Origin of the sequence: Phormidesmis priestleyi ULC007 (assembly GCF_001895925.1) — a bacterium.
In the GTDB taxonomy this organism is placed as follows: domain Bacteria; phylum Cyanobacteriota; class Cyanobacteriia; order Leptolyngbyales; family Leptolyngbyaceae; genus Phormidesmis_A; species Phormidesmis_A priestleyi_A.
Genome location: NZ_MPPI01000054.1, coordinates 1 through 25,666 on the forward strand (window position 1 = coordinate 1; position 25,666 = coordinate 25,666).

Below are 25,666 nucleotides of genomic sequence, written 5' to 3' on the forward strand. Positions count from 1 at the left end.
GGGCTGAAGCACCGCTCTGCTTATCTCAATGGCGATTTCACGCGCTCTCAACCTTGGCTCAGGGTTGGCTGATTGAATTGAGTAGTTATGCTCATCGCAAAGGTGAGATGCTCCCGAGTAACCCTTTCATAAGACATTCTGTTAATCTTGTAGTTCATCTTGAGACAAACTTCATCGCTGCACCGTTCATACAATAGCGCTGACCCGTGGGCTTAGAACCATCCTCAAACACATGTCCCAGATGTCCACCGCAGCGGCGACAATGTACCTCAGTTCGAGCGATGAAAAGAGAACGATCGGTGGTTGTCTTGATCGCGTTCTCGATGGGTGCGTAGAAGCTGGGCCACCCTGTCCCACTATTAAACTTCGTTTGTGACGTGAAAAGAGGCAAGTTACACGCTGCACAGCGATAGGTACCCTTGGCATATTGCTTATCTAGTGGACTCGTGCTAGCGCGTTCGGTTCCGTGCTTTCGCAAAACCTGAAACTGTGCTGGCGTTAGGATCTTACGCCATTCCTCTTCAGATTTAGTAATTTCAAACTTGCTGGTTTCTGCCTTTGTTTCTGGTGATTTCCGAAATGGATGGAGAAGTAATACAATTGCTCCAGCGATCGCAGTTCCCGATAATAAAAACGTTCGTTTTTTCATGCTTCCTTATACTTTCTTTACCTCAGATCGGCGATCGTGCTGTCATTACCCTGACACTAGCAATCGCCGATCTCTAACATCAATCCTAGACTCTAACCTGGATTGAGGCTATCCTTAACCCTCACCGCCGCTGTAGAAGTTAAGCCGCCCAAACCCTAAAAATTGACCTATCCCGTTTTCTCCATCCGGAAACGCAGTTAAACCGAACTCATAGACCCCCCCATAAGTTGGATTTGTCGCTTCAAACGCGAGGGTGACTGTGCTGCCAGGTTGTACGGGTTGAGCAAACACGATCGTTGCTTCACCCGGCGCAGATTGAGTACCACCGACGCTTGCTAACGGAATCTCAACACCCGATGCGAACCGTTCACCAGCAAACGCTCTACTTCTGCTGACATCAAATCTCACCGTTTCTGTATTTCTCGCTTGGACAATCCGCACTGCTTTTAAGGGCTGACCAGCATCAGCAGGGACGGTCAACGTAAACTCGTAGGTTGATAATGCGTAGGCTTGCTTCTGGGAAGCGTTGACGCGGACTAAACGAGGAGGATGAGAGAAGAAGGTTTGACCATTGCTGAGTTTTTGTTGACTGATTTGAGGCTGAAGCACTTCAGATTGAGTCATCGACCTGGAAGTGGGTTCAGATGTGCCAATTTCTGAAAGGGTTGGATGCGTTGGGTTCTTAAATTGCTGTTGGGATGAACTGCTCGGCTGAAAGGCTTGAGAGTTTCCAATTTCTGAAAGGGTTGGATGGGTTGGATTTTTGAATTGCTGTTGCGATAATGCTGCGGATTGTGATCCGACTGCGGTTGCGATCGTCAACATTGCACCGATTGCGAGTTTATGGAATTTCATAGTCAAATCTCCTTAAAAGTGAGAGTCTTTCGCTCTACCTCGATGAGGTAAGGGTGAGAACCTTTGAGCTTGTCTATGATTAAACTCCAGCAATCTGAGACTCCTCTGAGTATGGAGTTGACTCTGATAAGACATTGCTGAGAGGACGCTGAGAAAGCTCTCTTGTTCCTTTCTTACTTCGCTCTCAAGCGCATCATGTGACCATTGGACTGCGGTTCAATGTTTGACGACAACCCTTGACACAGTGTTTTCTACTCAAGCCTGACGCTGACAAAGCAGTAGCGCAAACCACCTATTGGGATCAGTCCAAACTTGTAGTGATCGCAAGTCGTGTCGTTCTAGCGTTGAAATTAAGGTCGGGAGATAAAATTTGCGAGAAATTTCGGTGCGGATTGTTTCTCCAATCTGTAGCTCAATGGCAAAATTCAGGGTTCTCAGAAAAATGAATTGGGGTCTTAGATTAAAAAGATGCATCTCGATCTGGTGATCAACTGGGTTATAGAATGCCCAATGAGCAAACTGATTGAGTCTAAAATTTCCCTCAAACTGCTGGTTCAAATGCTTTAGAGCGTTGAGATTAAATGCAGCCGTCACGCCTTGAGCATCGTTGTATGCGGTTTCGATTAAGTCCACATCTTTTTGGAGATCAACGCCCACTAGAAAAAAGTCGCCAGGCTGAAGTGCAGACTGAACTTGAGTGAGGAAGCGATCGCAGTCTTGCGGGTTCAAGTTTCCTAGAGTACTACCTAGAAAAATCAGCATTCGCCGTCTGGTTGCGGGTGGAAGCTGTGCGAGTGCCTGTTCGTAGGTTCCGGCTAGTCCACAAACCTGAAGCGTTGGATAGTGGTGCAACAGTTGTAAAGCAGTGGTTCTCAGCAAACCTGTACTCACATCCACAGGACAGTAGGACAAAGACTGATCGGTTTGGCTGTATGCCTCTAACAGCAAGTGGGTCTTTCGAGAACTACCACTACCTAGTTCAATTAATTCGCAGGAGCCTGTCATTTGAGCAATCGCTGAGGCGTTCTGTTCTAAAATTGCTTGCTCAGTGCGAGTCGGGTAGTATTCGGGTAAATCACAAATCTTCTCAAATAGCGCCGACCCTCGATCGTCATAAAGATATCGGCACGGAAGCGTTTTGGGTGTTTGCTTTAATCCTGCAATCAAATCATCGGCTTGGTCTACAGCTTCTAGCGCATCTAGATTAATCCAATTCAACCGAGAACATTCTTGTTTAACAGTCACAGTGCTATTTTCCTTGATTACGTGGAGCAGGTTGGACAGCACAAGGCTTTGTCTGACACTGCTGTTCATACAGTTGTTGGATGTAGGGTTCTTGCCAACTGAGCGGTACTTCCAGAAGCGCACGAGTTCCGGTGATTGCTTGTCCAATAAATAGCAGTGCCACAACACTACTGACAGCAATGTGAACCATCCGCCAGCGCTGTGTGCGATCTTTGTAGATGCTTTGCACGATCGACAGTGAAAAAATCATCAACAGCGATGCCGTAATGCCGTAATAGTAGTGCGAGGTAGCCCACTGATCAGTTTTGCGATACACACCGTCTTGACATCCCAACACCACTAATCCGATTCCCGTTAATGTTGCAAAAGTGGCTCGCCACTGGACTTGATGAGATCGAAACAGCAGCACTAATGATGCGATCGTGGCGACAAACAACAGACCAATCAACCCCACCTGAACTGGGTTTTTACTCCACAGTTGAGTGCTGACAACGGTGCCAAAAATATCATTTGCTAGTGCAATGAGGGTAATTCCAACGACCCCGATCGTTAGCCAGTGACCCGCCTGCACGTGCTCTTGTCCGACCACTGGTGGAACTTTACTTTTATCGCCAGAAGCGAGTTGTAACCGTCGCTGACGAACTTGCAGTCCGCGATTTACGATCAGTCCCATTAGTGGAAAGACCACCGCGATCGCGATGATTGGATGTAGCAGCAAAACTGCGTCTTTGAACATGAACCCCTCTCCCTGAAGCTGAGTATTATTCTGAAACTTTGACCCATTAGACAAGTGGAGAAAAGTTAGAGTGCAACCGGGAGCCTTGGTCAAGGCTGCATCTAACTTCCTGCACTACAATTACTTAACTTCACTCGCTAGAAACTGTGCGACTTTGCCTTGCTTCAGCGCTACGACAACATCGTAGGTTGCACAGTAAGCAAAGGTAACATTGTTGGCTTTGTTGTAGAGGTTGACGACCATGCCAGCGCCGCCAGGTTGCACACCGATCGGCTCTAAATCGCCAAAGAAGTACCGCCGCAGTTCATCTCCACCGCCGAACTGCCCCTTGTGCTGAGTGATTTTAGCGATTTTTTGCTGCACGGTTAAACCCGTGCTGTCTTTCATGGTTTGAGCCGATGCTTGCACAAGCTGAGGATTGATTGCTTTAAGTGGTCCGTCCCATACGGTGACCATTCCGACTAGTGCAGCGGTGGTAGCAGCCGTGGTGAGTAAAGAAGTAAGTTTCATCGGGGTGACTCCTGAGTGGTTTCGATGATTACAGCTTCCCAGCGATCGCTGAGTAGAATCTAAATCGAAACTAGGAGTTTTCTGAATTTATTCCTATAAAATATTCAGTTCAAACTCAGCCGTTTCTCAGCTAATCGTGCCGTCTCAACTTTGCTGAATTTCTCAGTGAAATTTAAGCTTGCACTGCTTCAATTAAGAGCAGTCGGTTGTAGATGCTTCACCTTGGCGTTGTCTCACTTATGATCTCACAGCACTTCAAACAGGTTTTCTCGATTTCTCGTTGGAAACGGATGGCATATCCTCAAGTTGCCACATTGATTATGTTGAGTACTGTGGTCGTGTCGGGCGCGATCGCGGCAGCGTGGTTTGCTGGACAGGGAGCAATCAGCACTATTTTTCAGCAGCTTAATCTGTTGCAGGAAAGCCCTCCGATGTGGATTGAAGCGCCGATGATGATTGGGCAGTATTTGCTGTTTTGGGCAGTATTATTGCTGCTCGGAGTGGTGCTGATTACAAAAATATCGCCACGTCCTCAGCCTTGGTCGCGAACGTTAGTCGTTGGAATTCTATTAGTGTTGACGATTCGGTATTTGCTTTGGCGATCGCTCACCACGCTAAATCTGAGTACGCCCTTGAACGGGGTGTTTAGCATCGGGTTGTTTTTTCTAGAACTGCTGACGTTAACGGGCAGCATCATTCAACTCTCGCTCTTGTTGCGGGTGCGCGATCGCCGACCTGAAGCAGATCATCATGCAACGAACGTTCTCAACGGCACCTTTACACCCACCGTTGACATTATGATTCCGACCTATAACGAGCCGACTTTTATTCTCAAGCGCACGATCATTGGCTGTCAGGCGTTGCATTACTTGCATAAACGCATTTATCTACTGGATGATACCCGCAGAGCAAAGGTGCAAGCGTTAGCGGAAGAATTAGGGTGTGAATATGTGACTCGACCTAATAATAGCCATGCAAAAGCGGGAAATTTAAATCATGCGATTGCTCACACTCATGGCGAATTGATTGTGGTTTTCGACGCAGACTTTATTCCGACTAAAAATTTTCTTACGCGCACCGTAGGCTTCTTTCAAGATTCGCAAGTTGCCCTCGTGCAAACGCCGCAAACGTTTTATAACCCTGACCCGATCGCTTACAACTTAGGATTAGAAGACATTCTCACCCCCGAAGAAGAAGTGTTTTATCGCCAAATTCAGCCATTTCGCGATGCAGCAGGCGGTGTTATCTGTTCAGGAACTTCGTTTGTAGTGCGTCGCTCGACCTTGGCAGAAATCGGCAATTTTTTCACTGAATCCCTTAGCGAAGATTACTTTACCGGAATTCGACTGGCAGCAAGTGGCTACCGACTCGTTTATTTGAATGAAAAACTAAGTGCAGGATTAGCGGCTGAAAGCATCGCAGCACAGGCACTTCAACGAGTTCGGTGGGCACAGGGAACACTGCAAGCTTTCTTTATCAAAGCGAATCCGTTAACGATTCGTGGATTGCGTCCGATTCAGCGACTCGCGCATTTAGAAGGATTGCTGCATTGGTTCACTAGTATTTCGCGTCTTGGCTTTTTACTGATTCCTCTAGCATACGCATTTCTAGGTGTGATTCCAATTCGTGCGACGACTGCTGAAGCGTTGTATTATTTTGTTCCTTACTATTTAGTCCAGATCATCACTACGTCTTGGCTCAATCATCGATCACGGTCTGCACTGCTTGCAGATATTTACTCTTTAGTGTTGTGCTTTCCCTTAGCATTAACTGTCATACAAACGTTGTTGAATCCATTTTCTAAAGGATTTAATGTGACACCAAAAGGGGCAACCAGCGATCGCTTTACATTCAATTGGCAATTGGCGTTTCCGTTAATCGTGATGTTTTGTGCCAGTGCGCTTAGTTTGTGGATGAATTTGGGATTCTATACAATGAGCGGAATGGCGAATCCTAACGTTCCATTAGACATGGCAGAACAGTTTAAAGGACTCAGCTTAGGTCTGTTTTGGAGTGTTTATAACTTACTGATGTTGAGCATTTCTTTGCTGATTTTGATTGATGCACCGCGTCCATCGCAAAATGAATGGTTTCAACTGCGTCGTACCGTTCGCATCCAAATCGGTCAGCGCGAGTTTTGGGGCATCACAACCGTCATTTCAGAAGATGGTGCAGAAATCGTTCTCACTCAAAAAGACTTTCCAGATCAGCTTGATTCGCTGCCTAACGCGATCGAGTTAATGGAAGAAAGCTTATATATTCAAGCCTTCATAACAGCCGTTGACCGACAGGGCGAGTTTCCTACATTACGAGTGACATTTGATGCGTTGGACTTAAGCCAGCAACGCCGTTTAATTGAACTTCTGTTTTGCCGTCCAGGACAGTGGAGAAGTCGATGCGCGCCTGGAGAAGTGCGATCGCTGTGGTTATTGCTTAGAATCTTATTGAAGCCACGAGTAATTTTCGATCGTCAGACTCGAATTCACGCACTTGCAGTGGCTCAAAGTTGAGTATTGATTCTCAGCCCATTCTCATTGATTAATCAGAACGTGTTCAGCTTGGTCTATCATTCTGACTATTATTGGTTCATCATTCTAGAATGGGTTTGAACGTAACATGCACCACAGTAGATGATTTCCATGCGTCGGTTGAGTAGAGCTTCAAAAACAGGTCTCAGACGGAGAAGGAATCACCTCGATGCCAACTCACTGCACTTTCGGCTGATTCTCAGTATCATTGTGGTCTTTGCGATCGCCGCCGTAAGTTTCATCATACTGAGTCGCCAGGAGGTGCAAACACTGCTCTCGATGAGTTCGTTTGACGGAGCGACAACCCTCAAGTTTCTCACGATGTCTTCTCAGTTAATAACCCTTAGCTTGATGGTGATCGGGGCGCTACTGATTTCCACAATCACACTCATCTGGCGATCACTCTCAACGCTGAGACATCTGAATAAGTGGGTAACGTCCTCAACCAACAGCATGAATTCCTACCCGCTCAATCTGTATCCCGCACCCAGCGAAATCAAAGTACTCGCACAGCGCCGAAACGAGATCTTGACTCAACTTGCATCAGTTAAAGAGCAGCAGCGACAGTTTACGAATGCAGTTGCTCATGAACTGCGATCGCCACTGAGTCTAGTCTATGGCTATTTGCAACGCAGTCAAAAACAAAGTAAAACGCTCACCGAAGCTCAAAAAGAAACACTGGGAATGGCGATCGCGGAAGCAGAACGGATGACAATGATTTTGCAAGATCTGATCGATCTTGCTCGTGCAGAAAGTATTGATGTGCCAATTTCTGGTGAAGTCATCATCCTAAACGATTTTATTCGTGACATTGTTAGCATGACTAAAAAATTTGAGCATCGTCAAATTGAAACTGAATTATCGGCGGTGCGAATACGAGCGCAAACGAATCGAGATTATTTAATGCAAGTTTTAGATCATTTAATTAGTAATGCAATAAAACACTCTGATCTCAATACTACGATCGTCATTATGCTTAATCAAGTCCGTGATGCAGCCATCATTCAAGTGCGCGATCACGGAAGCGGCATTTCTTCATCACAGCAAGAATTAGTCTTTGAACCGTTTTATCGAACCGATCCCTCGCGGGCGCGCTCGACTGGGGGAACTGGGTTAGGACTAGCGATCGCGAAAACAATAGCAGAACGAATGGGTGGTACCATCACTGTAGACTCTCATCCTGGCGAAGGCAGCACGTTTACATTAATCCTTCCAGCAATCGGAACCCGATCATGAGCGCTCACATTTTATTAGTTGAAGATGAAGTGAAACTCGCTCGGTTTGTTGAACTGGAACTGGTCAGCGAAGGCTATACCGTGAGCGTGGCACACGACGGTATGACAGGTCTAACGCTTGCCCGCGAAGCGACACTCGACCTGGCCATTTTAGACTGGATGCTGCCAGGTTTGTCAGGTTTAGAACTGTGTCGGCGGCTGCGATCGACGGGAAGTAAAGTTCCGGTGATTTTGCTGAGGGCACGAGATGAAGTCAGCGATCGTGTCGCCGGACTCGATGCCGGAGCCGATGATTACGTAGTCAAACCGTTTAGCATTGAAGAACTGTTGGCCAGAATTCGCGCTCATCTGCGTCGCGTTCAAGACGGCGATGAAGAGGTTCTACAGTTCAACACGTTAAGACTGAATCGGAAAACTCGCGAAGTTTATCGGGGCACTCGGTCAATCGACCTCACCGCCAAAGAATTTGACTTGTTGGAGTATCTTTTGAGGCATCCGCGTCAAGTGTTTACTCGCGATCAGATTCTCGAAAACGTCTGGGGATATGACTTTATGGGCGATTCTAATATTATTGAAGTCTACATTCGCTACTTGCGATTAAAGTTAGAAGAGAACCAGGAGCCTCGGTTACTCCATACAATACGCGGAGTTGGCTACACTCTGCGCGATTAATGTTGATTGGATCTGCGTTTTAACCTATGTACATCCCCTAAAACGCAAATTGTGAATCACAAGAAACGAACTCGATCAAACGTCTTCGGGCATCGATCGCGGTACTTAGATAAAAGCACTAACTTTAATGGACTGATTATCCATTCTGACGCTGTGGTGTTCTGTTGGAGGCGTTTTTGAAATAGGGATCACTCAACTAGTAAGGCACAATCGCCATCTTTCCCAAAAGCTATGAATTTCTCAGAGATTGACCAACTGCCCACTACTCTACAAGGAGGCGCAACCTATCAACACTTATCAACTGGACAAGTTCTATTTCATCGCAACGAAGAACCACGATCGCTCTATGCGGTAAAGTCTGGACGGATTCGATTGTTAAACTACACAAAAAGTGGTCAGTCAATTAGTCATTATGCTGTCCATGCTGGTGAAATTTGTGCTGAGGTCGCTCTCTTCTTAGATTCCTATGCTTGCAGCGCCGTTGTAGAAGAACCGACTCAGGTCTTGGTCTTTCCCAAACAGGCATTCTTGAGTACCGTTCAGCAAAATCCTGATTTTGCGATCGCATTTATGATGCAGTTGTCTTATCGATTGCACACCACAAAACTAATGGTCGAGTTACGCAGCATTCGTTCAGCCCAAGAGCGAGTTCTCCACTATTTACGCTTGATCATACCGCCTAAGAAGAACACAGTAGTCCTACAGTCGCTCAAACATGTCGCCGCTGACCTGAGCATCAGTCCTGAAGCTTTGTCTCGGACATTAGCTCGACTTGAAAGCGACGGAGTGATCACCCGCGAGAAACGTAGGCTCACCCTGCTTGAACCATTGCTGTAGCTCTAAGCTGTTGAATTTTTCTGCTTAAGGGAATCTAAAGAATCTGTCAAACTTGACTTGAATCAAGGACGCAGAAGAGGTGCTATTGTAGGCTCATTAAACGATTCTGCTGAAACCATTTTGAGAACACTTGCAGTAGCATGATGGATCGACAAAACATTCAACGCGCTGAACAATGGCAAGCCGTCCTAAAAGCATTAAGCACGTTGAGTTATCGCTCTCATGACCTTAATGGCTATCTACATGAAATCACCTGCGGAGTGAGTCAGTTGTTAAATTCGGACTGGTCGATCGTGACGATTCACGAGGAATCAAAGGGGCAAGTCGTTGCCAGTAATCTAGATATAGAGGACGCGGAAAATAGCTTCTTGGTTCACGAAAGCGTTTCGGAAATAGTCGTTCGGAGTGGGCAACCTTTCTTCATTGACGATATCAAACATCGCCCAGAAGAAGCGAACCGAATGGAAGGATATGTCTGCTATTTGGGAGTCCCACTCCGGGTTTCACAGGGAGATGTGATTGGCACTATTTGCTCATTTAGTATGCAACCACAGCACTACGATGCAGAGACCATCTCCACTGTAGAACTCTTTGCAGAACGTGCAGCAACGGCGATCGATAACTACCGCCTTTATCAGAAACAGCAGCAATTTAATGAGTTGTTAGAAGCTGAAGTAACCAAACGGACAAAGGAATTACATACGGCTCAAGCAAAGCTGATTGAGCATGAACGACTCGCTGCGATCGGAGAATTTGCGGCAATGATTGTCCATGAAATTCGTAATCCCCTAACTACAGTTCAAATGGGTTTGAACTATTTTACAAGACTAGATCTGCCTCAACCTGCCCAAGATCGACTCTCTTTAGCGAGAGATGAAGCTGAACGGTTAGCGAATCTTTTGCAAGAAATTTTGTCTTATTCAAAACCGCAAAACTTAAAACTTGCTGAGGTCGATGTTCATATATTTATTCAAAAGCTATTAGTCCCGTTACGATCGATGCCCGAAGCGCAAGGACGTGCGATCGAATACTTGCCTTTGCATTCACCTGCTCTAATTTTGGCTGATTCAGACAAGTTAAAACAAGTGTTTATCAACCTGATTCGCAATGCGTGTGAAGCTGTTGGGGTAGGAGAAATCGTCCGATGGTCTGTAGTGCAAATTTCGGCGGAACAGATTTGTATCTCAGTTCATAATGGCGGGGCACCGATTCCTGGTGATGTTTTGCCTCAATTAACTCTGCCCTTCTACTCAACGAAAGCGGAAGGAACAGGACTGGGTTTAGCGATCGTGAAGCGAATTTTAGAAGCTCACAACGGCGAACTTCTCATAGAGTCTTCTGAAACTAAGGGAACAATCTTTAGCGCCCGACTACCCCTTAGACGATTGGCTCAATGAGCTTGGGAAGGACGACGAAAAATAAAGTGTTAGTCAACCTGTAGTCTATTGACTTAAGTTCTTACGGATGCAGGACAAAAGAATCTTCTGAGACAAGTTGATACCCAGCATCGGCGGGCGACACGACTGAAATAAAAACTAATGGCTCATCACTATTATTCAGCACTCCATGCACACAGCCAGTATGAGCAATGACTACATCCCCAGCAACGATCGACTTTGTAGTGCCTGCTTTGTCTAGATAATACTCTCCCTTCCCCTCAAAATAGTCCAGGTGTCTTGCCCATTGGGATGGATGTGCGCGGCGATTTCTTGTCCCGGTTTGATATACCAGGCAACCACAACAGCATTCTCAGATTCTGTAACGACCGATCGAATAGCTTCCCCATCGGTCGGCTGAAAAAATTTAGAACTGTTGAATATTCTAGTCGTACTCATCTGTATATCACGATCAAAAATAGATTACATCAGCAGAACCTAGTGCCGCCTTTGAAAGTCCTTGATTATATCCTCTCATCGATCGCTCCAAAGAACTGTCTCACCGATAACCATTACTGCTAGAAACCGTTTGATTGCTCTTTGCGCGTCACTAGGTAGTGGTCATAGGCAGCACAGATCCAAGCACCCAGAAGCATGAAGACATTCTTATCCCAGTTGCCCTGATTGTTAGGCAGCAAGCCATTTGACCCAATTAAGCCAAACGCTAGAATAAAGCTCAACAGCATCAGCATCATGATGATACCTGCCCAGCGTACCCAACGATTGATTACAAACAGTGTCCCCACAATCATTTCGGTTGCAGGCAGCAGGTAGGCGTAGGGATAGGCAAGAATGGCAGGCATGGGACCGATTCCCTCAAATCCCCAACCCCATAGCTTTAATTTAAGCTGAGTGACCGTTTCAAAAAAGCCACCGGGAGCATTAAAGTAGAGGTAGTTGGCAATGCCAGAAAGAATAAAAAAGAGTCCGAGCAGTACGCGCATAGTGGCGATCGACTGCCTAACCATGCTGCGTTGACTTCGCAAGCTAGAACGATTGTCTGTGTCTAGAAGCATCTGGGGTTTCCTAACAAAAGATTAGATTTATTTTTGCTGAAGTTGATCGAGCAACGCTGGCAGATGGGTTGATCGCAAGGTTTGATTAAAACTCGTGGGTTGAGCCGCCCGCCAAAACAGTAGTCCGCTGCTAATCACGACCATAACGGCAGCAGCATCTCCGATACGCTGAAGTACTGATTGACGAGGCTTGGGTGTGACTCGACCGTGACGCTGAAACAGTTCGTCGGTTAACCAGCCAACCGTAGCTTTGAAATTGTGAACATAGACTGGGAGAAGTTCTAGATAAGTGCCTTGACGAACTAAGTGTCCGGCTCGTCCCGTGATCGGGACGCGATCGAACAAATTTGCCACGCCTTCACCCAATCCTAACTTTAGGAGAGTGCCCCGCAGTGCAACTGTTACAGGCTTGGGGGATTGTCCTTGAGCGATCGCGTGCAGGTTTTGAGCAATCATCGCTCCCTGCTGATAAGCAACTTGAGCAGTGGCAGGCAACGGTTTTTCTAAAACGGCACAATCTCCTCCGACAAAGACTTCTGGAAATTCTGGTAGCTGCATTGTAGAAGCGACCCGAAGACGACCTGCGCGATCGCGCATCTCTGGAGCGATCTGTAGACTCTCAATTAAAGGATGCAGCCCGGTTCCTGCTGTCCAAATGATGGTGTTTGTTTGAAGCACTTTTGTCTGCTGTGCTTGCTCGTATTCGACGGAGTTTTCAGAAATGACTTTCACCAATGCGTTTGACACTACCTCTACTAAAGTGCTGCGAGTTTGTAGCGCTCGATGGGCAATTTCTCGCAAATCACCGTTGAGGTCGCCTTTGAGAATCTCTTGACTGCGATTGAAGACAACAATTCGGATCTCTTGCAGGTCGCCTCCCAGTCGGGTATACCACTGCGGCAACAAGTCTGCTAACGTTGCTGCCATTTCTATTCCAGAAGGCCCCGCTCCAACAATAGCCACGGTCAGAAATGTTTGTCGCTTATTTGCATCCTTGGCTTGACTCGCACACTGAAGACATTCTCGCAGGTGCCGCCTCAGCGCGATCGTATCCTCCCCGGTGCGAAAGGGAAACGCAAACTTTTCTGCCCCTTGGATGTCGAAAAAGTTTGTGACGCTGCCCAGTCCTAACAACAGGTTGCCATAATCGTAGTGCAATCCTGAAGTCAGATTGACTCGACGTTGCCGCAGGTCGATCGCCTGCACTTGATCCTGCACAAACGTCACACTGTCGCATTCAAACAGCTCGGCGTAACGGGGCTGCACTTGGGTATCAGTCATCTCCCCGCTCAGGAGTTCATACAACAGTGGCTTGAACACAAACCGCTCTGCTTGATCAATGAGAACAATGGGACGGGGATAGCGACGATGACAGAGGTGCAATGCTGCAAATAAGCCCGTGAAGCCAGCACCGAGAATGACGGTGGGTAGAGTTGATTCATCCATGAATGTGAAATTCTATTTGTGTATTGAGCCAAACTCTAGAGATCAGTATTCTCGCTCAAACGCACTGAGTGGACGAAGATAGCTGCAAAATTAAGTGCAAACTTATACGAATGTTGAATCAGGAAGCATTGTGATGGCTTTTATAAAGCGCGCTGGCTTGAGAATACTCGAAGAGTTAAGTCGATGCTTAACTTCACCGTCAACTTTTCCCTTAGACAGGCTTCAAGCGTCAATACTGAGCTAATGATGAGTAAGTGCTGTACGGTCAATGCTACGATCGCGGTGATCTGAGGATTAAGTAGGGTTGTGCTTGATCGGTGACACATTCAATGATGCCTTTATGAACCCTTCATCCCGTCAACGCCAGCGGTTCTTAGTTGTAGATGACCATGAGGCAATTTTAGAGGGAACTGTTCCAGCACTCAAACGGCAATATCCTGACGTTGAAATCTTAACGGCTCAAGATCGGCACACTGCTCACCACCTGATAGAGCAATTTCACCCTGACCTGATTGTGATCGACTTGAGTTTGCCAGATCATGCTTATTCCACTGCAAATCCTGAAGTCGGAATTCAATGGTTGGAATCTTTGATGCAAAATCATATCGATCTCAAGCCCAACATTCTGGTCGTGAGTACCAACATTAAGCCTCTCGTCAGGCTAACCCCCTTGATTAACCTCTACGAAGGAGGATTTGCAGCGATGGATAAGTCTCGCCCGATTCGAGAGATGTTAAAGCTCGTTGATCTTTCCCTACGAGGCTCGATCGCGTTGCCGCTAGAGGTGCGATCGCGCCCAGAATTTGATCGCAAATGGCTAGAGGTGCTGACCCTAAAGTTTCAGTATGGGCTATCCGATCGGGCAATCCGTGAAAGGATGGGAATCGCAGAACGGACACTGCGAAATTATTGGATTCGGATTCAGGATGCGCTTGGAATTCCAGATGATCCCGATCGAGATGTCCGAGTTCAGATTGAATTAGCTGCTAGAAAGGCGGGGTTGATTAGCTGATAAATCTTGCTCTTTTAATCTCGCCAACGGGATACAATCCACCGAGTGATCTCCAAGGCAAGTTGTGACAATTAATTTCTGGCGAGATGTTGAGCAGCGCACGAAAATATTACGCGAAATCGTGCTGCCTGGTGCGGTTATTCTGGGACTGGTCATGCTGATTCGCTTGAGTGGGTTGCTGCAAGTTCAGGAGTGGATGGCGTTTGATTCCTTCTCACGCACCTGTCTATCTGAGTCGGGAGATTCATCGGTTGTGGTCGTGGGCATTGATGAAGCGGATTTGAGTCTTGTGGGTGGCTACCCAGTGCCCGATCGTGATCTCGCAGCAGTTCTAAACCGCCTGCAAAAGTATCATCCTAGTGTAATTGGTCTAGATCTATTTCGAGATGTGCCCGTAGAGCCAGGACACGCTGCTTTGATGCAAGCACTGCGATCGATTCCTAACTTGATTGGCACCGAGCTTGTACTAAACACAAGACCCGCCTGGAATGTTGAACCGCCCCCTGATTTACCACCTGAACGAGTTGGGTTTGCGGATGCGATCGTCGATGCAGATGGTAGACTGCGGCGATCGATTTTGGTAAGTTCAGCCCAGAATGGTGAGATTAAATATTCGTTAGCGCTGCGATTAGCTCAGACCCATCTAGCAGCCCACGGAATCAACTTCAAACCGGGGAATCGGGCGAGTGCGCTGCAATTTGGCTCGACTCAACTCCCTCGCTTTCAGCCTAATTCGGGTGGATATATTCGCGCTGATGCCAGTGGAAATCAGTTGATTCTCAACTTTTGCGGCACTCAAAAAATGGTGCGATCGCTATCCCTCAGAGATGTTTTGCAGAACAATGTCGCTTTAGACTGGATTGCAGATCATGTGGTGATCATTGGTATGACTGCTTCCAGCATCAAAGATGTCTTTTTCACATCTGCCCTTCAAGAGACACTGAATTCGCGATCGTCGCAGTTTTCGATGCCTGCCAATCAATTGATCTATGGAGTAGAAGCCCATGCCTATACAGTGCATCAAATCATTGACGCGGTTCAGAAAAGGCATCCGTTGATCCGAGTCTGGGCTGATATCGGCGAGTATGTTTGGATCGGGGCTTGGGGATGCCTGGGCGTGGCGCTGGGTGTGATTCTTCAATCGCCTTGGAAAGGTTTGTTGAGTCTGACGATCGCCAGCCTATTTCTGATCGTGAGTTGCCAGATGCTGCTTCAGGCTATGGGCTGGTGGGTGCCGATCGTGCCAACCATGCTGGCGCTTTGTGGCTGTGGGCTAAGTGCCTCATTTTTTGATCGAAACTTACGATTTGAGCTAGAACATCGACGACTCGCGATCGAACGCACTTATGAAGCAGTACATAATGGTCCACTGCAATATCTAGCAGTGATTTTAAGAAGTTTAGAGGAAACGGAATTTTCATCTCCACGTCTAGAACGACAACTATGGTTACTCAACGAGGAATTACGGCGGATTTTTGAATACATGCGCCAAGAAGTTTCTACCGAATACACTCGACTTTATCTGCGCGGCGATTTGGTGCTTGATCTCAGAGACCCGATTGGTGATCTGCTCTATCAGGTCTATAACCACACACGAGCAGAGCAGCTTCCAGGCTTCGACACGCTCCAGACCTTTGTGCCGCCCAATTTTGAACCCCTAAAATTCAGACAATATACTCTGGCACAAAAGAGGGGGCTGTGTTTGTTTCTGCATGAAGCCCTATTCAATGTCGGCAAACATGCTAGTGGTGCGACCCGTCTCGATGTGGTGTGTGCAGTAGAGGTAGGGTATCATGTGCTGCGGGTGATTGATAATGGACCGGGTATCGACCCCTCTAAGCAACTTCGCGAAGGACAAGGAACTCTGCAAGCGAAAATGATCGCCCGTGACTTGCGGGGTCACTTTTCCCGTCGCCCCAACCATCCCCACGGAACCCTGTGCGAATTGACCTGGCGCAACCGTCGCAATTGGCGCAGATAGCAAAGAATCCGGAGCCGTGCCGAAATCGGCAACCTCTGTGCCTTGAAAGCCTTACTTTGAAAGTGCTTTTTTGTCACGATGGCGATTAAATTAGTCGCAATCGGTGGCTCCTATGGTACAGGCTCTACGAAATTCCAAACGCTATCGCGGTTTTGTTTTGACCTCGATCGGGCTGCAAAAGCTACAGAAAAGCATCCAACAATTAGAAGCCCAAACGAGAGTCCGCCAAAGTCCTAGAGCGATCGCCGAGCGCGTCCAGCTTGCAGAACCTGATGGGATTCATCCTATGACCGTGAGAAAACTGCTGCGCTGTCAGCAAGGAGTTGATAAGCGCTCGATCTGCCAAGTCTTTGCAGCATTGCAGCTACTCTTAGAAGTGGGAGACTATGCCCATGCGAGTTTATCGGGTGCTAGAGCGATCGTCGAAGTGCTAGAACATCCTGCAAAACAGCTTCATAGTGATGTAGCGGGGAGGGACACAGCAAGCCATTTCTGTGGGCGCACTGAGGAGAAATCTCAGCTTCAGCGCCAAATTTTGGTGGAACGCTGCCGACTCGTTAGTGTGCTAGGAGTCGCAGGAATTGGCAAGACAGCGTTGGTACAAGAATTCACTGCTGAGCAACAAGAATTTGAGTATGTGGTCTGGAAATCTCTGCATCATGCTCCCACGATCGCAGCAATGCTAACAAGTCTGCTGCACTCTCTTGTGGAGCGATCGCCTGCTCCCCTCCCGACCAGTGTAGAAGAGCTCATCACCTCTCTACTCAAGCACTTACAGCAGCATCGTTGTTTGTTGGTATTAGATGGAATTGAGTCAATTTTAAGTAACCGTCCACTAGCCGGATATTACCGCGAGGGGTACGAACCTTATCGGGAGTTGTTTCGCTCGATCGCCGAGTCTCCCCACCGGAGTTGCATGGTTTTAACCAGTCAGGAAAAACCAAGAGAATTCAGACGATTAGAAGGTCGGCAGGTTCAATTTGTTCGACTTCAGGGCTTGAGTGCCTCAGAGAGCCAGCAGCTATTACAACAGCAGGGAACGTTTGCACCCATACAAGCAGATTGGCATCGCATCACAGACTACTATGGTGGAAATCCACTGATTCTGAAGATGGTGGCTGCTAGAGTTGTAGACTACTTTGACGGCAGCATTTCTGATTACCTGAGCGATGGATCACCCGAACAGTTGCTATTTCAGGAGATTCGAGATCTATTAGGTCAGCAGTTCGATCGAGCCTCTGAGCCAGAGCAGATTGTGATGGTTCATCTAGCAATAATTGGGGATTGGGTATCGCTGTCAGACCTGCAAGCTGATCTAGAGTCTGTCATCAGTCGTCAGGATTTGCTAGACATATTAGATTCGCTTTATCGTCGATCGCTGTTTCAAAAAAGCAGAGCTTCCTTTAAACTTTCACCCACGCTGGCAACGTTCATTCAAAATTACAAAAATGTTCATCCACAAAAATAGGGCAAACTGTAGGCTTGCCCTTCCAAGAGAACAACGTCTCCAATCAATCCTTAACTTCTGTCAGGAACTTGAATTCTGGCGGTTCCCACTGGAATTTGACCACTAATGCCTACCCGCTTTGCAGTAATCCCATACAGTAAGATATTGCCTGCTTCCGCATAGGTCTGAATGCCTGGAATATCGACTTCGAGAATATGACCCGGTTCGACAGGCTGACTAAACGCGATCGCGACTTGATCTTTAGTTGCAGTAATTTTTGCTGGAACTTCTTTACCCGATTCGTCAGTCACCTTGACCTGCCCGTACTTTGACATTCCAGATGGAATTCTGATCATCAAGTCTTCCAAAGACATCCCAACAACCATGACTCGAATCACATGATGATCACCTAGTAGACCCGAACTGCTAATAAAGGGAGCGGTGAAATTGAACTGCATTTGATTGAGCGCGATGGCTCGAAAATCGGGAGCCGGGGCTGTCAATCCTGGCGTGATCGCGGTGGTTGCCAATACAAGCGCGGATATGCCGCCATAAATAAAGCGTTTCATGGATATTCCTTCTAATGACTTGAGTGAGCAGGCTCTACATCATCGTGATGTTTCATGCTATTAGTTTGCAACGACTCAAGCCTTCTTGTGGGCGAAGATAGAGGCAACCTTAAATACAAGTTTGGACTGTGCTAACCCCATACAACAGACCCGTTGGAGTTAGAAAAACTCCATCTCAGGAAAATCTTCACTAGCACTTAGCAAAAAATCATTTTTCTAAATGAGAGTTGGTTGAGAAAGCGATGAGTTGTGGTTCAGTTACCTATCAGCTTTCTACACCAATTTTCTTAAAGTTCAATCATCTTTCAGCGCAACCTACAGGACACAATAGGCTGAAGCATCTTCTAACACTGCATCAAAGGACATTGATTGATGATTAAACACTGGGTTACGGCGAGTTTGATGGCTCTGGTTATCGTGGGTTGTAGCAATGCTAGTAATCAAGCTGCTGAAAGTATATCTTCTAGCCCTAATTCCACACCAGCTCAATCTGCATCTCAACCTGGTAGAGCGGCAACGATCGTAAGGGCTGGTACTTTAAAGGCGGGGGAGCATGACACACAAGGAATGGTTCAAATTGTAACTCAAGCAGGTCACACATTTCTCAAGCTGGATCAGTCGTTTAAAACTTCTAATCAAGGGCCAGACTTAGTGGTGATTTTGCATCGATCGCCCAACATTCTGGGTTCAGCAAAACCCCCTTCTTATTCGCTCAAAGCCGGGGATTACGTCGTTTTAGCTCCGCTCCAAAAGTTCAGCGGTGGTCAACAGTACGCCATTCCTGACAGCATTAATGTAGCCAATTATCAGTCGGCTGCAATTTGGTGTCGCAAGTTTAATGCCACGTTTGGTGCTGCTAAGTTAAGCAGTTAATCACGTAAAAACAGCTCTATTTTCTAGGAGAGTCGTTATGAATCTTGAAGGCAAAGTTGCACTTGTAACAGGAAGTAGTCAAGGGATCGGGCAAAGCATTGTTTTAAGGCTTGCTCAAGCTGGAGCAGATGTGGTCATTAACTATCGTTCTCACCCAGAAGGGGCTGAGGAAACGCTGGCAAAAGTTCAAGCGTTTAGCGCAGAGCGCAACTCCGAAGGAACCGGGGGCAACTGTCACATGGCAAAGTGTCTGAACGCCCAGGGTCATACCATTCAAGCAGATCTGGGTAGCGTGACTGAGGTGCGTCAACTAATTGCAGAAAGCATTAACCACTTTGGCAAGCTAGATGTTTTGGTCAACAATGCTGGAATTGAAAAACACGCTCCTTTTTGGGACGTTACGGAAGCAGATTATGATGCTGTTCTCAACGTCAACCTGAAGGGTGTTTTCTTTGCAACACAAGCTTTTGTGCAACACCTGATTGCTACGAAAAGACCTGGCAAAATTGTCAACATCAGTTCGGTACATGAGGATTTGCCTTTCCCAAATTTTGCGGCATATTGTGTCAGCAAAGGTGGCATGAAGATGTTGACTCGCAATCTTGCGGTTGAGTTGGGAGCATTGGGCATTACGATCAACAATGTGGCACCGGGAGCAATCGAAACCCCAATCAACACCAAACTACTGAATGATTCAGAAAAACTTGGAGCGCTACTGAACAACATTCCTTTGGGTCGTTTGGGTCAACCTCAAGATGTTGCTTCGCTCGTTGCATTTCTCGCCTCTGCGGATGCTGATTACATCACGGGCAGCACCTTTTTTGTCGATGGCGGGCTGCTCTGGAACTATCAAGAGCAGTAGTGGTAACAAGATTCGCACCCTGCTAGGACTGGAAACCGATGCTCCTAATCAACGATTACAAGTGCAGCCTGTTTTACCAAAATGGTTGCCTGACTTAACCCTGAAAAATCTGGCGGTGGGTGATGCAAAGGTCACTCTACGGTTTTGGCAGGATGGTGAACAAACCTCTTGGAAAGTGATCAATCTAGACGGTGAATTACACATTGACTTAAAGGATGACAAGTAATGCAAACGCTTCGTCGCCACTATCCCGAATATTTGATGGAAGCAGCCTGTTTAGGAATATTTATGTTTTCTGCCAGCGTGATCACTGCTCTGATCCAACATCCCACTTCACCAATTCGACAAGCCATCGCTGAACCATTGCTGCGTCGATTCATTATTGGCATATCAATGGGATTAATTGCGATCGCGATTATCTATTCACCTTGGGGCAAACAATCAGGCGCACATCTTAATCCATGTGTAACGTTCACGTTCTTCCGGCTTGGCAAAGTTCATCGATTAGATGTGTTCTTTTACATTGTGGCGCAATGTGTTGGTGGATTGTTAGGTGTGTTGATTGCGGCAAGAGTTTTAAAAGACGCGATGTTTTCTCAAGCAAAAAGCTTACTTGCAGATTCTACCGTGAACTATATTGTCACCGTTCCTGGTTCAGGGGGTGCTGGCGTTGCCTTTCTCGCAGAGCTACTGATTTCGTTTGGCTTGATGACGATGATTTTAGTGGTCACAAATCATGCAAAATTATCGCGATTTACAGGAATATTTTCAGGGATTTTAGTCGCCACTTACATCACCCTAGAAGCTCCCTTATCCGGGATGAGTATGAATCCCGCTCGCACGTTAGCCTCCGCCATTGCAGCGCAAAACTGGACAGCGATTTGGGTCTATTTCACGGCTCCTTTGTTGGGTATGCTGCTGGCGGCTGAACTCTATGTGCGCTTCAAAGGTCTAGCATCTGTGCATTGTGCCAAATTGAATCATCATACCCACAAGCGCTGTATTTTTCGCTGCGGTTATCGACAAGGCAGGAACAATGGACAACCCACATTAAGCGACCAGTTGCCGCATCTGTAACAGTCATCTATTCATTAGGAGAACGTTATGTCTGAGCATTACGACATCATTATTATTGGCACAGGTGCAGGCGGTGGAACGATCACGCATCGTCTAGCTCCCACGGGCAAGAAAATCCTGGTGCTAGAGCGAGGCTCCTTTCTACGGAGAGAGAAAGCTAACTGGGATACAGTTCAGGTAGTTCAAAAAGACCGTTATCACACAAAAGAAGTGTGGCGAGACAAAGACGAGCGTGAGATTCATCCTGGTATTGGTTACTTTGTGGGTGGAAATACCAAAGTGTATGGCGGGGCGCTGTTTCGCTGGCGAGAGCAAGATTTTGATCAAGTTACCCACAAAGGCGGCATTTCACCCGAATGGCAGCTTAAATATCGTGACTTTGAGCCGTACTACATCCAAGCCGAAAAACTGTACGATGTTCACGGGCAGCGAGGACTTGATCCTACTGAACCTACAGCAGATGTAGAGTATCCTTTTGCAGCGATCGAGCATGAACCGCGCATTGAGGAACTTCACCAGTCTCTACAGAACAAAGGCTTGCACCCGTTCTACTTGCCGCTCTCGATCAAACTCAATCAAGTCAATCGTCGTTTGAGTGCCTGCATTCAGTGTGATACCTGCGATGGCTTTCCCTGCCTCGTTGATGCCAAAGCCGATGCCGATATTAACTGTATCCGTCCGGCAGAGAAGTTCAACAATTTAACGCTGATGACTGAAGCAAAAGCGCTGCGATTGCACACCAGTCCATCAGGTCGAGAAGTAACTGCTGTATCCGTAGAGATCAATGGAACGGTGCGTCAATTTTCTGGAGATATTGTCATCGTTGCCTGTGGAGCCATTAACTCGGCAGCGTTGTTGTTGCGCTCTGCCAATGAACAGCATCCCCAAGGTTTAGCCAATAGCTCTGATCAAGTAGGGCGCAATTTCATGAAACACCAAAACGGTGCAATTATTGGAGTCAGTCGCAAAGCGAACCCAACCGTGTTTCAAAAAACAATGGGCATCAATGATTTCTATTGGGGCGAAGAAGGATTTGATTACCCGATGGGACATGTGCAGCTATTGGGCAAGGTGAATGCTGACATGATTGCAATGGAATCGCCCTCGATCGCAGGAATTTCCTTCCAAGACAGACACGTATTTGAGGCATTGGCGAGTCACTCCGTCGATTGGTGGCTGACCGCAGAAGATTTGCCCGATCCTAACAATCGTGTGCAGGTGAAAAACGATACGATTCATCTCCACTACACCGAGAACAACACTGCCGCCTACGATCGCTTGTTGCATCGCTGGATCGAGACCATGAAAGCGATCGGCTGTGGTGACCGAATTATTCCCTGTTCGTTCTACTTCAAGAAAAAGTTGCCGATTCAAGGAGTCGCCCATCAGTGCGGAACGTGTCGCTTTGGCGATGATTCAACTACCTCTGTTTTAGATCTCAACTGCCGGACTCACGACGTAGACAATCTCTATGTGGTGGATGGTAGTTTCTTTCGGTCGAGTGCTGCGGTGAATCCAACCTTGACGATTATCGCTAACGCCTTACGAGTAGCAGACCATCTGATCGATCGATTGAACTAAGCAATACCGTGATGCTATGACGACTTTCAGAAAACTGCTACAACGATCGCTGCTGTCTGTGTTGATCTTCGCGACGATCGTCGCGACCCATCAGCTTCAGGCTAATTCACAGCTTCAACTACATTCAACTCCTACGATTCAAATCGCGCAAACTCAGACCGTTCAGAATGCGGTGGTTGCCGTTGAGTCGATCGGGATGACAGTTTCCGACATGGATCAGGCAGTTGCATTTTATAGCAATGTACTGTCGTTCAAAAAAATGTCAGATGTCGAAGTACTAGGGGAAGCCTACGAACAACTGCAAGGCTTGTTTGGCGTTCGGTTGCGCGTGGTGCGAATGCAGCTAGGCGCTGAATCGATCGAACTCACAGAGTATCTCACACCCAAAGGGCGACCGATTCCGATTGACTCACGCAGCCACGATCGCTGGTTTCAACACATTGCCATTGTTGTCACCGATATGGACGCAGCTTATCAACACTTGCGCCAATTCAAAGTGCAACACGCTTCAACGGCTCCACAGCGCATTCCCGATTCTAACAAGCCTGCCGCAGGCATTCGCGCATTTTACTTCAAAGACCCCGATGGTCATAATTTGGAGATTATCTACTTCCCACCCGGAAAAGGCGATCCAAGATGGCAAGCGCCCACGAAACAGTTATTTTTGGGCATTGATCACACTGCGATCGTGGTTTCTAATACAGCCACTAGCCTCAAGTTTTACCGCGATCTGCTGGGTCTAAAGTTGGTCGGTGAAAGCATGAACTACGGCACTGAGCAAGCCCATCTCAACAATGTACAAGGCGCACGATTACACATTAGCGGCTTACGCTCCCCGACTGGAGCCGGAATTGAGTTTCTGGAATATTTGGAACCACGAGATGGGCGATCGATCCCACAAGATGCCCGATCGAATGATCTACTTCACTGGCAAACGACCCTGGTAGTCAAAAATGTGGCAGCAGTTGTCCAACAGTTACGCCTCAAGCAAGCGACTGCCATCTCGTCTCAAGTTGTAGTGATTCCCAATCCGACCCTCGGATTCAAAAAGGGATTTTTAGTCCGTGATCCAGATGGTCACGCGCTACGGTTGGTCGAGAAATAATCTTTTCAGTTTTGTCGCTCAAGTGTTCTAACGTGCGATGGCAGGAGTTCGATCGATTCAGCGTAATGTCTAATTCAGCGAGAACGAGAAAGTTCACTTTTCTCTACCTTGAAGCCGAAAAATCCGAGTTCCGTTCCGTATAATTACTCAAAGTCGGGGAGTTATACGGCGTGAATTCAGTATAAATTCTAGAAAAACGGGAATTATCCGGTTTGCAAACGGCATAATTCCTATGTGCGGGGGAGTTATCCGGTTTGGCAGGCGTTCAAACGGCATAAATAGTAGTTAAATTGCAGTAAAAACTACACTTGTACTATCTACTACAATTACTCTAACTGCAATTTAACTACTCATTGCAGCCGATGCAACAAATAAGTCACTCGCAAGATTTTGACACACTCAAGCACGGCTGAATTCGCTTCAATTAGGTGTCACCGAGTGAGGTTATTTTTATGGTTTGGACAGACCTACTTTCCGCACTAGGTGGAGCAGCAGTTGTTTTGGCAGCTATCGCATTTTTAGGGAGATTGATTGCAGAAAAAAGTGCGGAAGCTGCCATGAAACGATTTGAAAGCACCTTAAAGCGAGCAGAAGCTGAATACAGTTCGATACTTGAACGCACCGAAGCAGGATATGGCTCGTCTTTGAAGCGTTTAGAGGCAGAACATGGTGCCCTTCTTAAAACCATTGAGAAGTTGAATAAATCTACGCTTGCTTTTACGAGTGCCGTTGATACTGACTTGCGTACACGCAGAATTGAGGTTTATTCAGAGCTGTGGGAAAAATCGGGCACTCTACCGCTATGGCCTCATAATCGAGATCTCAGCTACACAGATCTGCAAAACCTTGCTCTTGCTTTTCGTGATTGGTATTTCAAGAAAGGGGGAATTTATCTATCGCGAAATGCTCGAGAAGCTTACGGAGAGCTTCAAAAACATTTGACTTCTGTTCTATCAGCAAGTTCTGAAGGTCTATACTCTGTAGGGGCACAGACTTCGTTTTTTTGGGTATCCTTGATGAGAAACACCGTAAAAGAATAGGGGAGGTTCCCTTGATTGAGATCTCATTCAGCGAAGTCGAGATTGCAGCCCTGCCCTATGAACGGTTCCATCCCCCCCATCCGCGAGTCCAGGGCAAAATGGAAGCGTTGGATTTGAAGAGTCAAGGCTTACCCCACTGGGAAATGGCTCAACTGGTACAGGTGAGTCAGAACACCCTACGGAGTTACCTCAAAGACTACCAAGCCGGGGGCATTGCTGGACTGAAAGTGTTGACCTTTTATCAACCCCAAAGTGAGTTGAAGCCGCACCAAGCCACATTGGAAGCCCAATTCAGGGCACATCCTCCTCAAAGCTTGGCACAAGCAGCGGCGAAGATCGAGGCGTTGACTGGGATTCGGCGCAGTCGCAGCCAGGTACAAGGGGTGCGACCTCCATCCGATACATTGGAAAAAACCGATTACCTTTTGCTCCATAAGGGTTTTGAGTGCCTGTAAAATTGATCAATGAATAATCAAAAAGACTACTGTGAAATCGTTCAAAAACCTTATCAGCAGGAGGCTTGAGTCACTTTAGTATCAGGTAGAGGTCGCACCCTCGTAAAGCCGTCCTTCGCTCTGCTAAAGGACGGGGTTTCTACCCATTTCTCTGATGATAGGAACTGATCTGAGCGATCGCGCTTAACTGCACTAATCTCAAATCCTGATGGATATACTCAATCACTTGTTTCAAACTAGATTGAGACAACCCGTTTGAATCACTAGAGAGTTTGGGGTGCGTGGTGCAATACTTCCGTAATAGGTGAATCGCTAGGGCAGTTCTGAGGCTATCGACTAGCAATTGACCTGCCATTCCACTCCGCTCTGTTTCTACTTTCAAAGGGGTGCGACCTCTACTTGATTTAATCATTCAATCATGATATTACCTCAGTGATGCAACCAAGAGGGGTGAGTATGAGCGCTCAATTGTTAAGTCAGTCCGGGACACAAGTGAAGA

General features: G+C 47.0%; 27 protein-coding genes. 16 read left to right on the top strand and 11 right to left on the bottom strand.

The genetic code is table 11. From position 1 onward, the window contains the following. Window positions 1–154: 154 nt before the first annotated feature. The 5 genes from msrB to BRW63_RS24525 form a co-directional block, all read right to left on the bottom strand. On the bottom strand, window positions 155–649 hold the full coding sequence (gene msrB / locus BRW63_RS24505) for a peptide-methionine (R)-S-oxide reductase MsrB (RefSeq protein ID WP_073074973.1): 495 nt from the start codon (window positions 647–649) through the stop codon (window positions 155–157). A gap of 114 nt (window positions 650–763) precedes the next feature. Next, the gene (locus BRW63_RS24510; protein ID WP_073074974.1) at window positions 764–1,504 is read right to left on the bottom strand and encodes a DUF2808 domain-containing protein; all 741 of its coding nucleotides are present in this window, start codon (window positions 1,502–1,504) and stop codon (window positions 764–766) included. 255 nt (window positions 1,505–1,759) lie between these two features. Continuing rightward, on the bottom strand, window positions 1,760–2,749 hold the full coding sequence (gene egtD / locus BRW63_RS24515; protein ID WP_073074975.1) for an L-histidine N(alpha)-methyltransferase: 990 nt from the start codon (window positions 2,747–2,749) through the stop codon (window positions 1,760–1,762). Window positions 2,750–2,753: 4 nt separating this feature from the next. Next, entirely contained in the window at window positions 2,754–3,485 is a 732-nt protein-coding gene (locus tag BRW63_RS24520; protein WP_073074976.1) for a DUF4079 domain-containing protein, read from the bottom strand. 120 nt (window positions 3,486–3,605) lie between these two features. Next, window positions 3,606–3,995, bottom strand: coding sequence for a hypothetical protein (locus BRW63_RS24525; protein WP_073074977.1), 390 nt, complete (start codon window positions 3,993–3,995; stop codon window positions 3,606–3,608). A 290-nt stretch (window positions 3,996–4,285) separates the two neighbouring features. Here BRW63_RS24525 and BRW63_RS24530 point away from each other — a divergent pair, with 290 nt between their 5' ends. The 5 genes from BRW63_RS24530 to BRW63_RS24550 all read left to right on the top strand — a co-directional run bounded on the left by BRW63_RS24530 (window position 4,286) and on the right by BRW63_RS24550 (window position 10,664). After that, the gene (locus tag BRW63_RS24530) at window positions 4,286–6,505 is read left to right on the top strand and encodes a glycosyltransferase (RefSeq protein WP_223257500.1); all 2,220 of its coding nucleotides are present in this window, start codon (window positions 4,286–4,288) and stop codon (window positions 6,503–6,505) included. A 120-nt stretch (window positions 6,506–6,625) separates the two neighbouring features. Further along, window positions 6,626–7,759 (top strand): sensor histidine kinase, encoded by a 1,134-nt coding sequence (locus BRW63_RS24535; protein WP_223257501.1) that lies wholly within the window; start codon window positions 6,626–6,628, stop codon window positions 7,757–7,759. After that, window positions 7,756–8,430, top strand: coding sequence for a response regulator transcription factor (locus tag BRW63_RS24540; protein WP_073074980.1), 675 nt, complete (start codon window positions 7,756–7,758; stop codon window positions 8,428–8,430). Before BRW63_RS24535 ends, BRW63_RS24540 begins: the two co-directional genes overlap by 4 nt. Window positions 8,431–8,661: 231 nt before the next feature. Beyond that, window positions 8,662–9,267 carry a Crp/Fnr family transcriptional regulator gene (locus tag BRW63_RS24545; RefSeq protein ID WP_073074981.1) on the top strand — a complete coding sequence of 202 codons (606 nt, stop codon included), beginning with the start codon at window positions 8,662–8,664 and terminating at the stop codon, window positions 9,265–9,267. Window positions 9,268–9,407: 140 nt separating this feature from the next. Further along, a complete protein-coding gene (locus BRW63_RS24550) occupies window positions 9,408–10,664 on the top strand; it encodes a GAF domain-containing sensor histidine kinase (protein WP_219898716.1) in 1,257 nt (418 codons plus the stop codon). Window positions 10,665–10,725: 61 nt separating this feature from the next. Here BRW63_RS24550 and BRW63_RS30080 read toward each other — a convergent pair whose 3' ends face one another. The 4 genes from BRW63_RS30080 to BRW63_RS24565 all read right to left on the bottom strand — a co-directional run bounded on the left by BRW63_RS30080 (window position 10,726) and on the right by BRW63_RS24565 (window position 13,165). After that, window positions 10,726–10,998: a cupin domain-containing protein gene (locus BRW63_RS30080; RefSeq protein WP_397428445.1), complete on the bottom strand. Its 273-nt coding sequence runs from the start codon at window positions 10,996–10,998 to the stop codon at window positions 10,726–10,728. Next, window positions 10,902–11,102, bottom strand: a complete 201-nt coding sequence (locus tag BRW63_RS29200; protein ID WP_223257502.1) for a cupin domain-containing protein — start codon at window positions 11,100–11,102, stop codon at window positions 10,902–10,904. Before BRW63_RS29200 ends, BRW63_RS30080 begins: the two co-directional genes overlap by 97 nt. Before the next feature lie 119 nt (window positions 11,103–11,221). Beyond that, window positions 11,222–11,719, bottom strand: a complete 498-nt coding sequence (locus BRW63_RS24560) for a DoxX family protein (RefSeq protein ID WP_073074983.1) — start codon at window positions 11,717–11,719, stop codon at window positions 11,222–11,224. Window positions 11,720–11,746: 27 nt separating this feature from the next. Continuing rightward, on the bottom strand, window positions 11,747–13,165 hold the full coding sequence (locus BRW63_RS24565) for an NAD(P)/FAD-dependent oxidoreductase (RefSeq protein ID WP_073074984.1): 1,419 nt from the start codon (window positions 13,163–13,165) through the stop codon (window positions 11,747–11,749). 340 nt (window positions 13,166–13,505) lie between these two features. On the opposite strand from BRW63_RS24565, the gene BRW63_RS24570 reads away from it, so the two are divergent. From BRW63_RS24570 to BRW63_RS24580, 3 genes are all read left to right on the top strand, one after another. Then, the gene (locus BRW63_RS24570) at window positions 13,506–14,177 is read left to right on the top strand and encodes a response regulator (RefSeq protein ID WP_073074985.1); all 672 of its coding nucleotides are present in this window, start codon (window positions 13,506–13,508) and stop codon (window positions 14,175–14,177) included. 64 nt (window positions 14,178–14,241) lie between these two features. Then, window positions 14,242–16,158 carry a sensor histidine kinase gene (locus tag BRW63_RS24575; protein WP_083583229.1) on the top strand — a complete coding sequence of 639 codons (1,917 nt, stop codon included), beginning with the start codon at window positions 14,242–14,244 and terminating at the stop codon, window positions 16,156–16,158. Between the two features lie 112 nt (window positions 16,159–16,270). Then, window positions 16,271–17,626 carry an NACHT domain-containing protein gene (locus tag BRW63_RS24580; RefSeq protein ID WP_073074986.1) on the top strand — a complete coding sequence of 452 codons (1,356 nt, stop codon included), beginning with the start codon at window positions 16,271–16,273 and terminating at the stop codon, window positions 17,624–17,626. A 50-nt stretch (window positions 17,627–17,676) separates the two neighbouring features. On the opposite strand, the gene BRW63_RS24585 is transcribed toward BRW63_RS24580, so the two are convergent. Beyond that, window positions 17,677–18,174 carry a hypothetical protein gene (locus BRW63_RS24585; RefSeq protein WP_073074987.1) on the bottom strand — a complete coding sequence of 166 codons (498 nt, stop codon included), beginning with the start codon at window positions 18,172–18,174 and terminating at the stop codon, window positions 17,677–17,679. A 372-nt stretch (window positions 18,175–18,546) separates the two neighbouring features. Here BRW63_RS24585 and BRW63_RS24590 point away from each other — a divergent pair, with 372 nt between their 5' ends. From BRW63_RS24590 to BRW63_RS24625, 8 genes are all read left to right on the top strand, one after another. Then, window positions 18,547–19,047: a DM13 domain-containing protein gene (locus BRW63_RS24590; RefSeq protein ID WP_083583231.1), complete on the top strand. Its 501-nt coding sequence runs from the start codon at window positions 18,547–18,549 to the stop codon at window positions 19,045–19,047. A gap of 37 nt (window positions 19,048–19,084) precedes the next feature. Continuing rightward, window positions 19,085–19,909: an SDR family NAD(P)-dependent oxidoreductase gene (locus BRW63_RS24595; protein WP_073074989.1), complete on the top strand. Its 825-nt coding sequence runs from the start codon at window positions 19,085–19,087 to the stop codon at window positions 19,907–19,909. Next, on the top strand, window positions 19,875–20,135 hold the full coding sequence (locus tag BRW63_RS24600; RefSeq protein WP_073074990.1) for a hypothetical protein: 261 nt from the start codon (window positions 19,875–19,877) through the stop codon (window positions 20,133–20,135). The genes BRW63_RS24595 and BRW63_RS24600 overlap by 35 nt, the downstream gene beginning before the upstream one ends. After that, complete coding sequence (locus BRW63_RS24605) at window positions 20,135–20,986, top strand: MIP/aquaporin family protein (RefSeq protein ID WP_073074991.1); 852 nt, start codon at window positions 20,135–20,137, stop codon at window positions 20,984–20,986. Before BRW63_RS24600 ends, BRW63_RS24605 begins: the two co-directional genes overlap by 1 nt. A 27-nt stretch (window positions 20,987–21,013) precedes the next feature. Further along, window positions 21,014–22,567 carry a GMC oxidoreductase gene (locus BRW63_RS24610; protein ID WP_073074992.1) on the top strand — a complete coding sequence of 518 codons (1,554 nt, stop codon included), beginning with the start codon at window positions 21,014–21,016 and terminating at the stop codon, window positions 22,565–22,567. Window positions 22,568–22,583: 16 nt separating this feature from the next. Then, on the top strand, window positions 22,584–23,672 hold the full coding sequence (locus BRW63_RS24615) for a VOC family protein (RefSeq protein WP_083583233.1): 1,089 nt from the start codon (window positions 22,584–22,586) through the stop codon (window positions 23,670–23,672). Window positions 23,673–24,124: 452 nt separating this feature from the next. Further along, a complete protein-coding gene (locus tag BRW63_RS24620; protein ID WP_073074993.1) occupies window positions 24,125–24,712 on the top strand; it encodes a hypothetical protein in 588 nt (195 codons plus the stop codon). An 11-nt stretch (window positions 24,713–24,723) separates the two neighbouring features. Beyond that, window positions 24,724–25,167, top strand: a complete 444-nt coding sequence (locus tag BRW63_RS24625) for a helix-turn-helix domain-containing protein (RefSeq protein ID WP_083583234.1) — start codon at window positions 24,724–24,726, stop codon at window positions 25,165–25,167. Between the two features lie 139 nt (window positions 25,168–25,306). Here BRW63_RS24625 and BRW63_RS24630 read toward each other — a convergent pair whose 3' ends face one another. Continuing rightward, entirely contained in the window at window positions 25,307–25,549 is a 243-nt protein-coding gene (locus tag BRW63_RS24630; protein WP_143162019.1) for a hypothetical protein, read from the bottom strand. Window positions 25,550–25,666 lie beyond the last annotated feature (117 nt).

What these genes read in the sequence shown, in the direction of transcription:
- msrB (WP_073074973.1), bottom strand. Translation starts at nt 649, where the DNA reads ATGAAAAAACGAACGTTTTTATTATCGGGAACTGCGATCGCTGGAGCA.
- BRW63_RS24510 (WP_073074974.1), bottom strand. Translation starts at nt 1,504, where the DNA reads ATGAAATTCCATAAACTCGCAATCGGTGCAATGTTGACGATCGCAACC.
- BRW63_RS24520 (WP_073074976.1), bottom strand. Translation starts at nt 3,485, where the DNA reads ATGTTCAAAGACGCAGTTTTGCTGCTACATCCAATCATCGCGATCGCG.
- BRW63_RS24525 (WP_073074977.1), bottom strand. Translation starts at nt 3,995, where the DNA reads ATGAAACTTACTTCTTTACTCACCACGGCTGCTACCACCGCTGCACTA.
- BRW63_RS24530 (WP_223257500.1), top strand. Translation starts at nt 4,286, where the DNA reads ATGGCATATCCTCAAGTTGCCACATTGATTATGTTGAGTACTGTGGTC.
- BRW63_RS24535 (WP_223257501.1), top strand. Translation starts at nt 6,626, where the DNA reads ATGATTTCCATGCGTCGGTTGAGTAGAGCTTCAAAAACAGGTCTCAGA.
- BRW63_RS24540 (WP_073074980.1), top strand. Translation starts at nt 7,756, where the DNA reads ATGAGCGCTCACATTTTATTAGTTGAAGATGAAGTGAAACTCGCTCGG.
- BRW63_RS24545 (WP_073074981.1), top strand. Translation starts at nt 8,662, where the DNA reads ATGAATTTCTCAGAGATTGACCAACTGCCCACTACTCTACAAGGAGGC.
- BRW63_RS24550 (WP_219898716.1), top strand. Translation starts at nt 9,408, where the DNA reads ATGATGGATCGACAAAACATTCAACGCGCTGAACAATGGCAAGCCGTC.
- BRW63_RS29200 (WP_223257502.1), bottom strand. Translation starts at nt 11,102, where the DNA reads ATGAGTACGACTAGAATATTCAACAGTTCTAAATTTTTTCAGCCGACC.
- BRW63_RS24560 (WP_073074983.1), bottom strand. Translation starts at nt 11,719, where the DNA reads ATGCTTCTAGACACAGACAATCGTTCTAGCTTGCGAAGTCAACGCAGC.
- BRW63_RS24565 (WP_073074984.1), bottom strand. Translation starts at nt 13,165, where the DNA reads ATGGATGAATCAACTCTACCCACCGTCATTCTCGGTGCTGGCTTCACG.
- BRW63_RS24570 (WP_073074985.1), top strand. Translation starts at nt 13,506, where the DNA reads ATGAACCCTTCATCCCGTCAACGCCAGCGGTTCTTAGTTGTAGATGAC.
- BRW63_RS24580 (WP_073074986.1), top strand. Translation starts at nt 16,271, where the DNA reads ATGGTACAGGCTCTACGAAATTCCAAACGCTATCGCGGTTTTGTTTTG.
- BRW63_RS24585 (WP_073074987.1), bottom strand. Translation starts at nt 18,174, where the DNA reads ATGAAACGCTTTATTTATGGCGGCATATCCGCGCTTGTATTGGCAACC.
- BRW63_RS24590 (WP_083583231.1), top strand. Translation starts at nt 18,547, where the DNA reads ATGATTAAACACTGGGTTACGGCGAGTTTGATGGCTCTGGTTATCGTG.
- BRW63_RS24595 (WP_073074989.1), top strand. Translation starts at nt 19,085, where the DNA reads ATGAATCTTGAAGGCAAAGTTGCACTTGTAACAGGAAGTAGTCAAGGG.
- BRW63_RS24600 (WP_073074990.1), top strand. Translation starts at nt 19,875, where the DNA reads ATGGCGGGCTGCTCTGGAACTATCAAGAGCAGTAGTGGTAACAAGATT.
- BRW63_RS24605 (WP_073074991.1), top strand. Translation starts at nt 20,135, where the DNA reads ATGCAAACGCTTCGTCGCCACTATCCCGAATATTTGATGGAAGCAGCC.
- BRW63_RS24610 (WP_073074992.1), top strand. Translation starts at nt 21,014, where the DNA reads ATGTCTGAGCATTACGACATCATTATTATTGGCACAGGTGCAGGCGGT.
- BRW63_RS24615 (WP_083583233.1), top strand. Translation starts at nt 22,584, where the DNA reads ATGACGACTTTCAGAAAACTGCTACAACGATCGCTGCTGTCTGTGTTG.
- BRW63_RS24620 (WP_073074993.1), top strand. Translation starts at nt 24,125, where the DNA reads ATGGTTTGGACAGACCTACTTTCCGCACTAGGTGGAGCAGCAGTTGTT.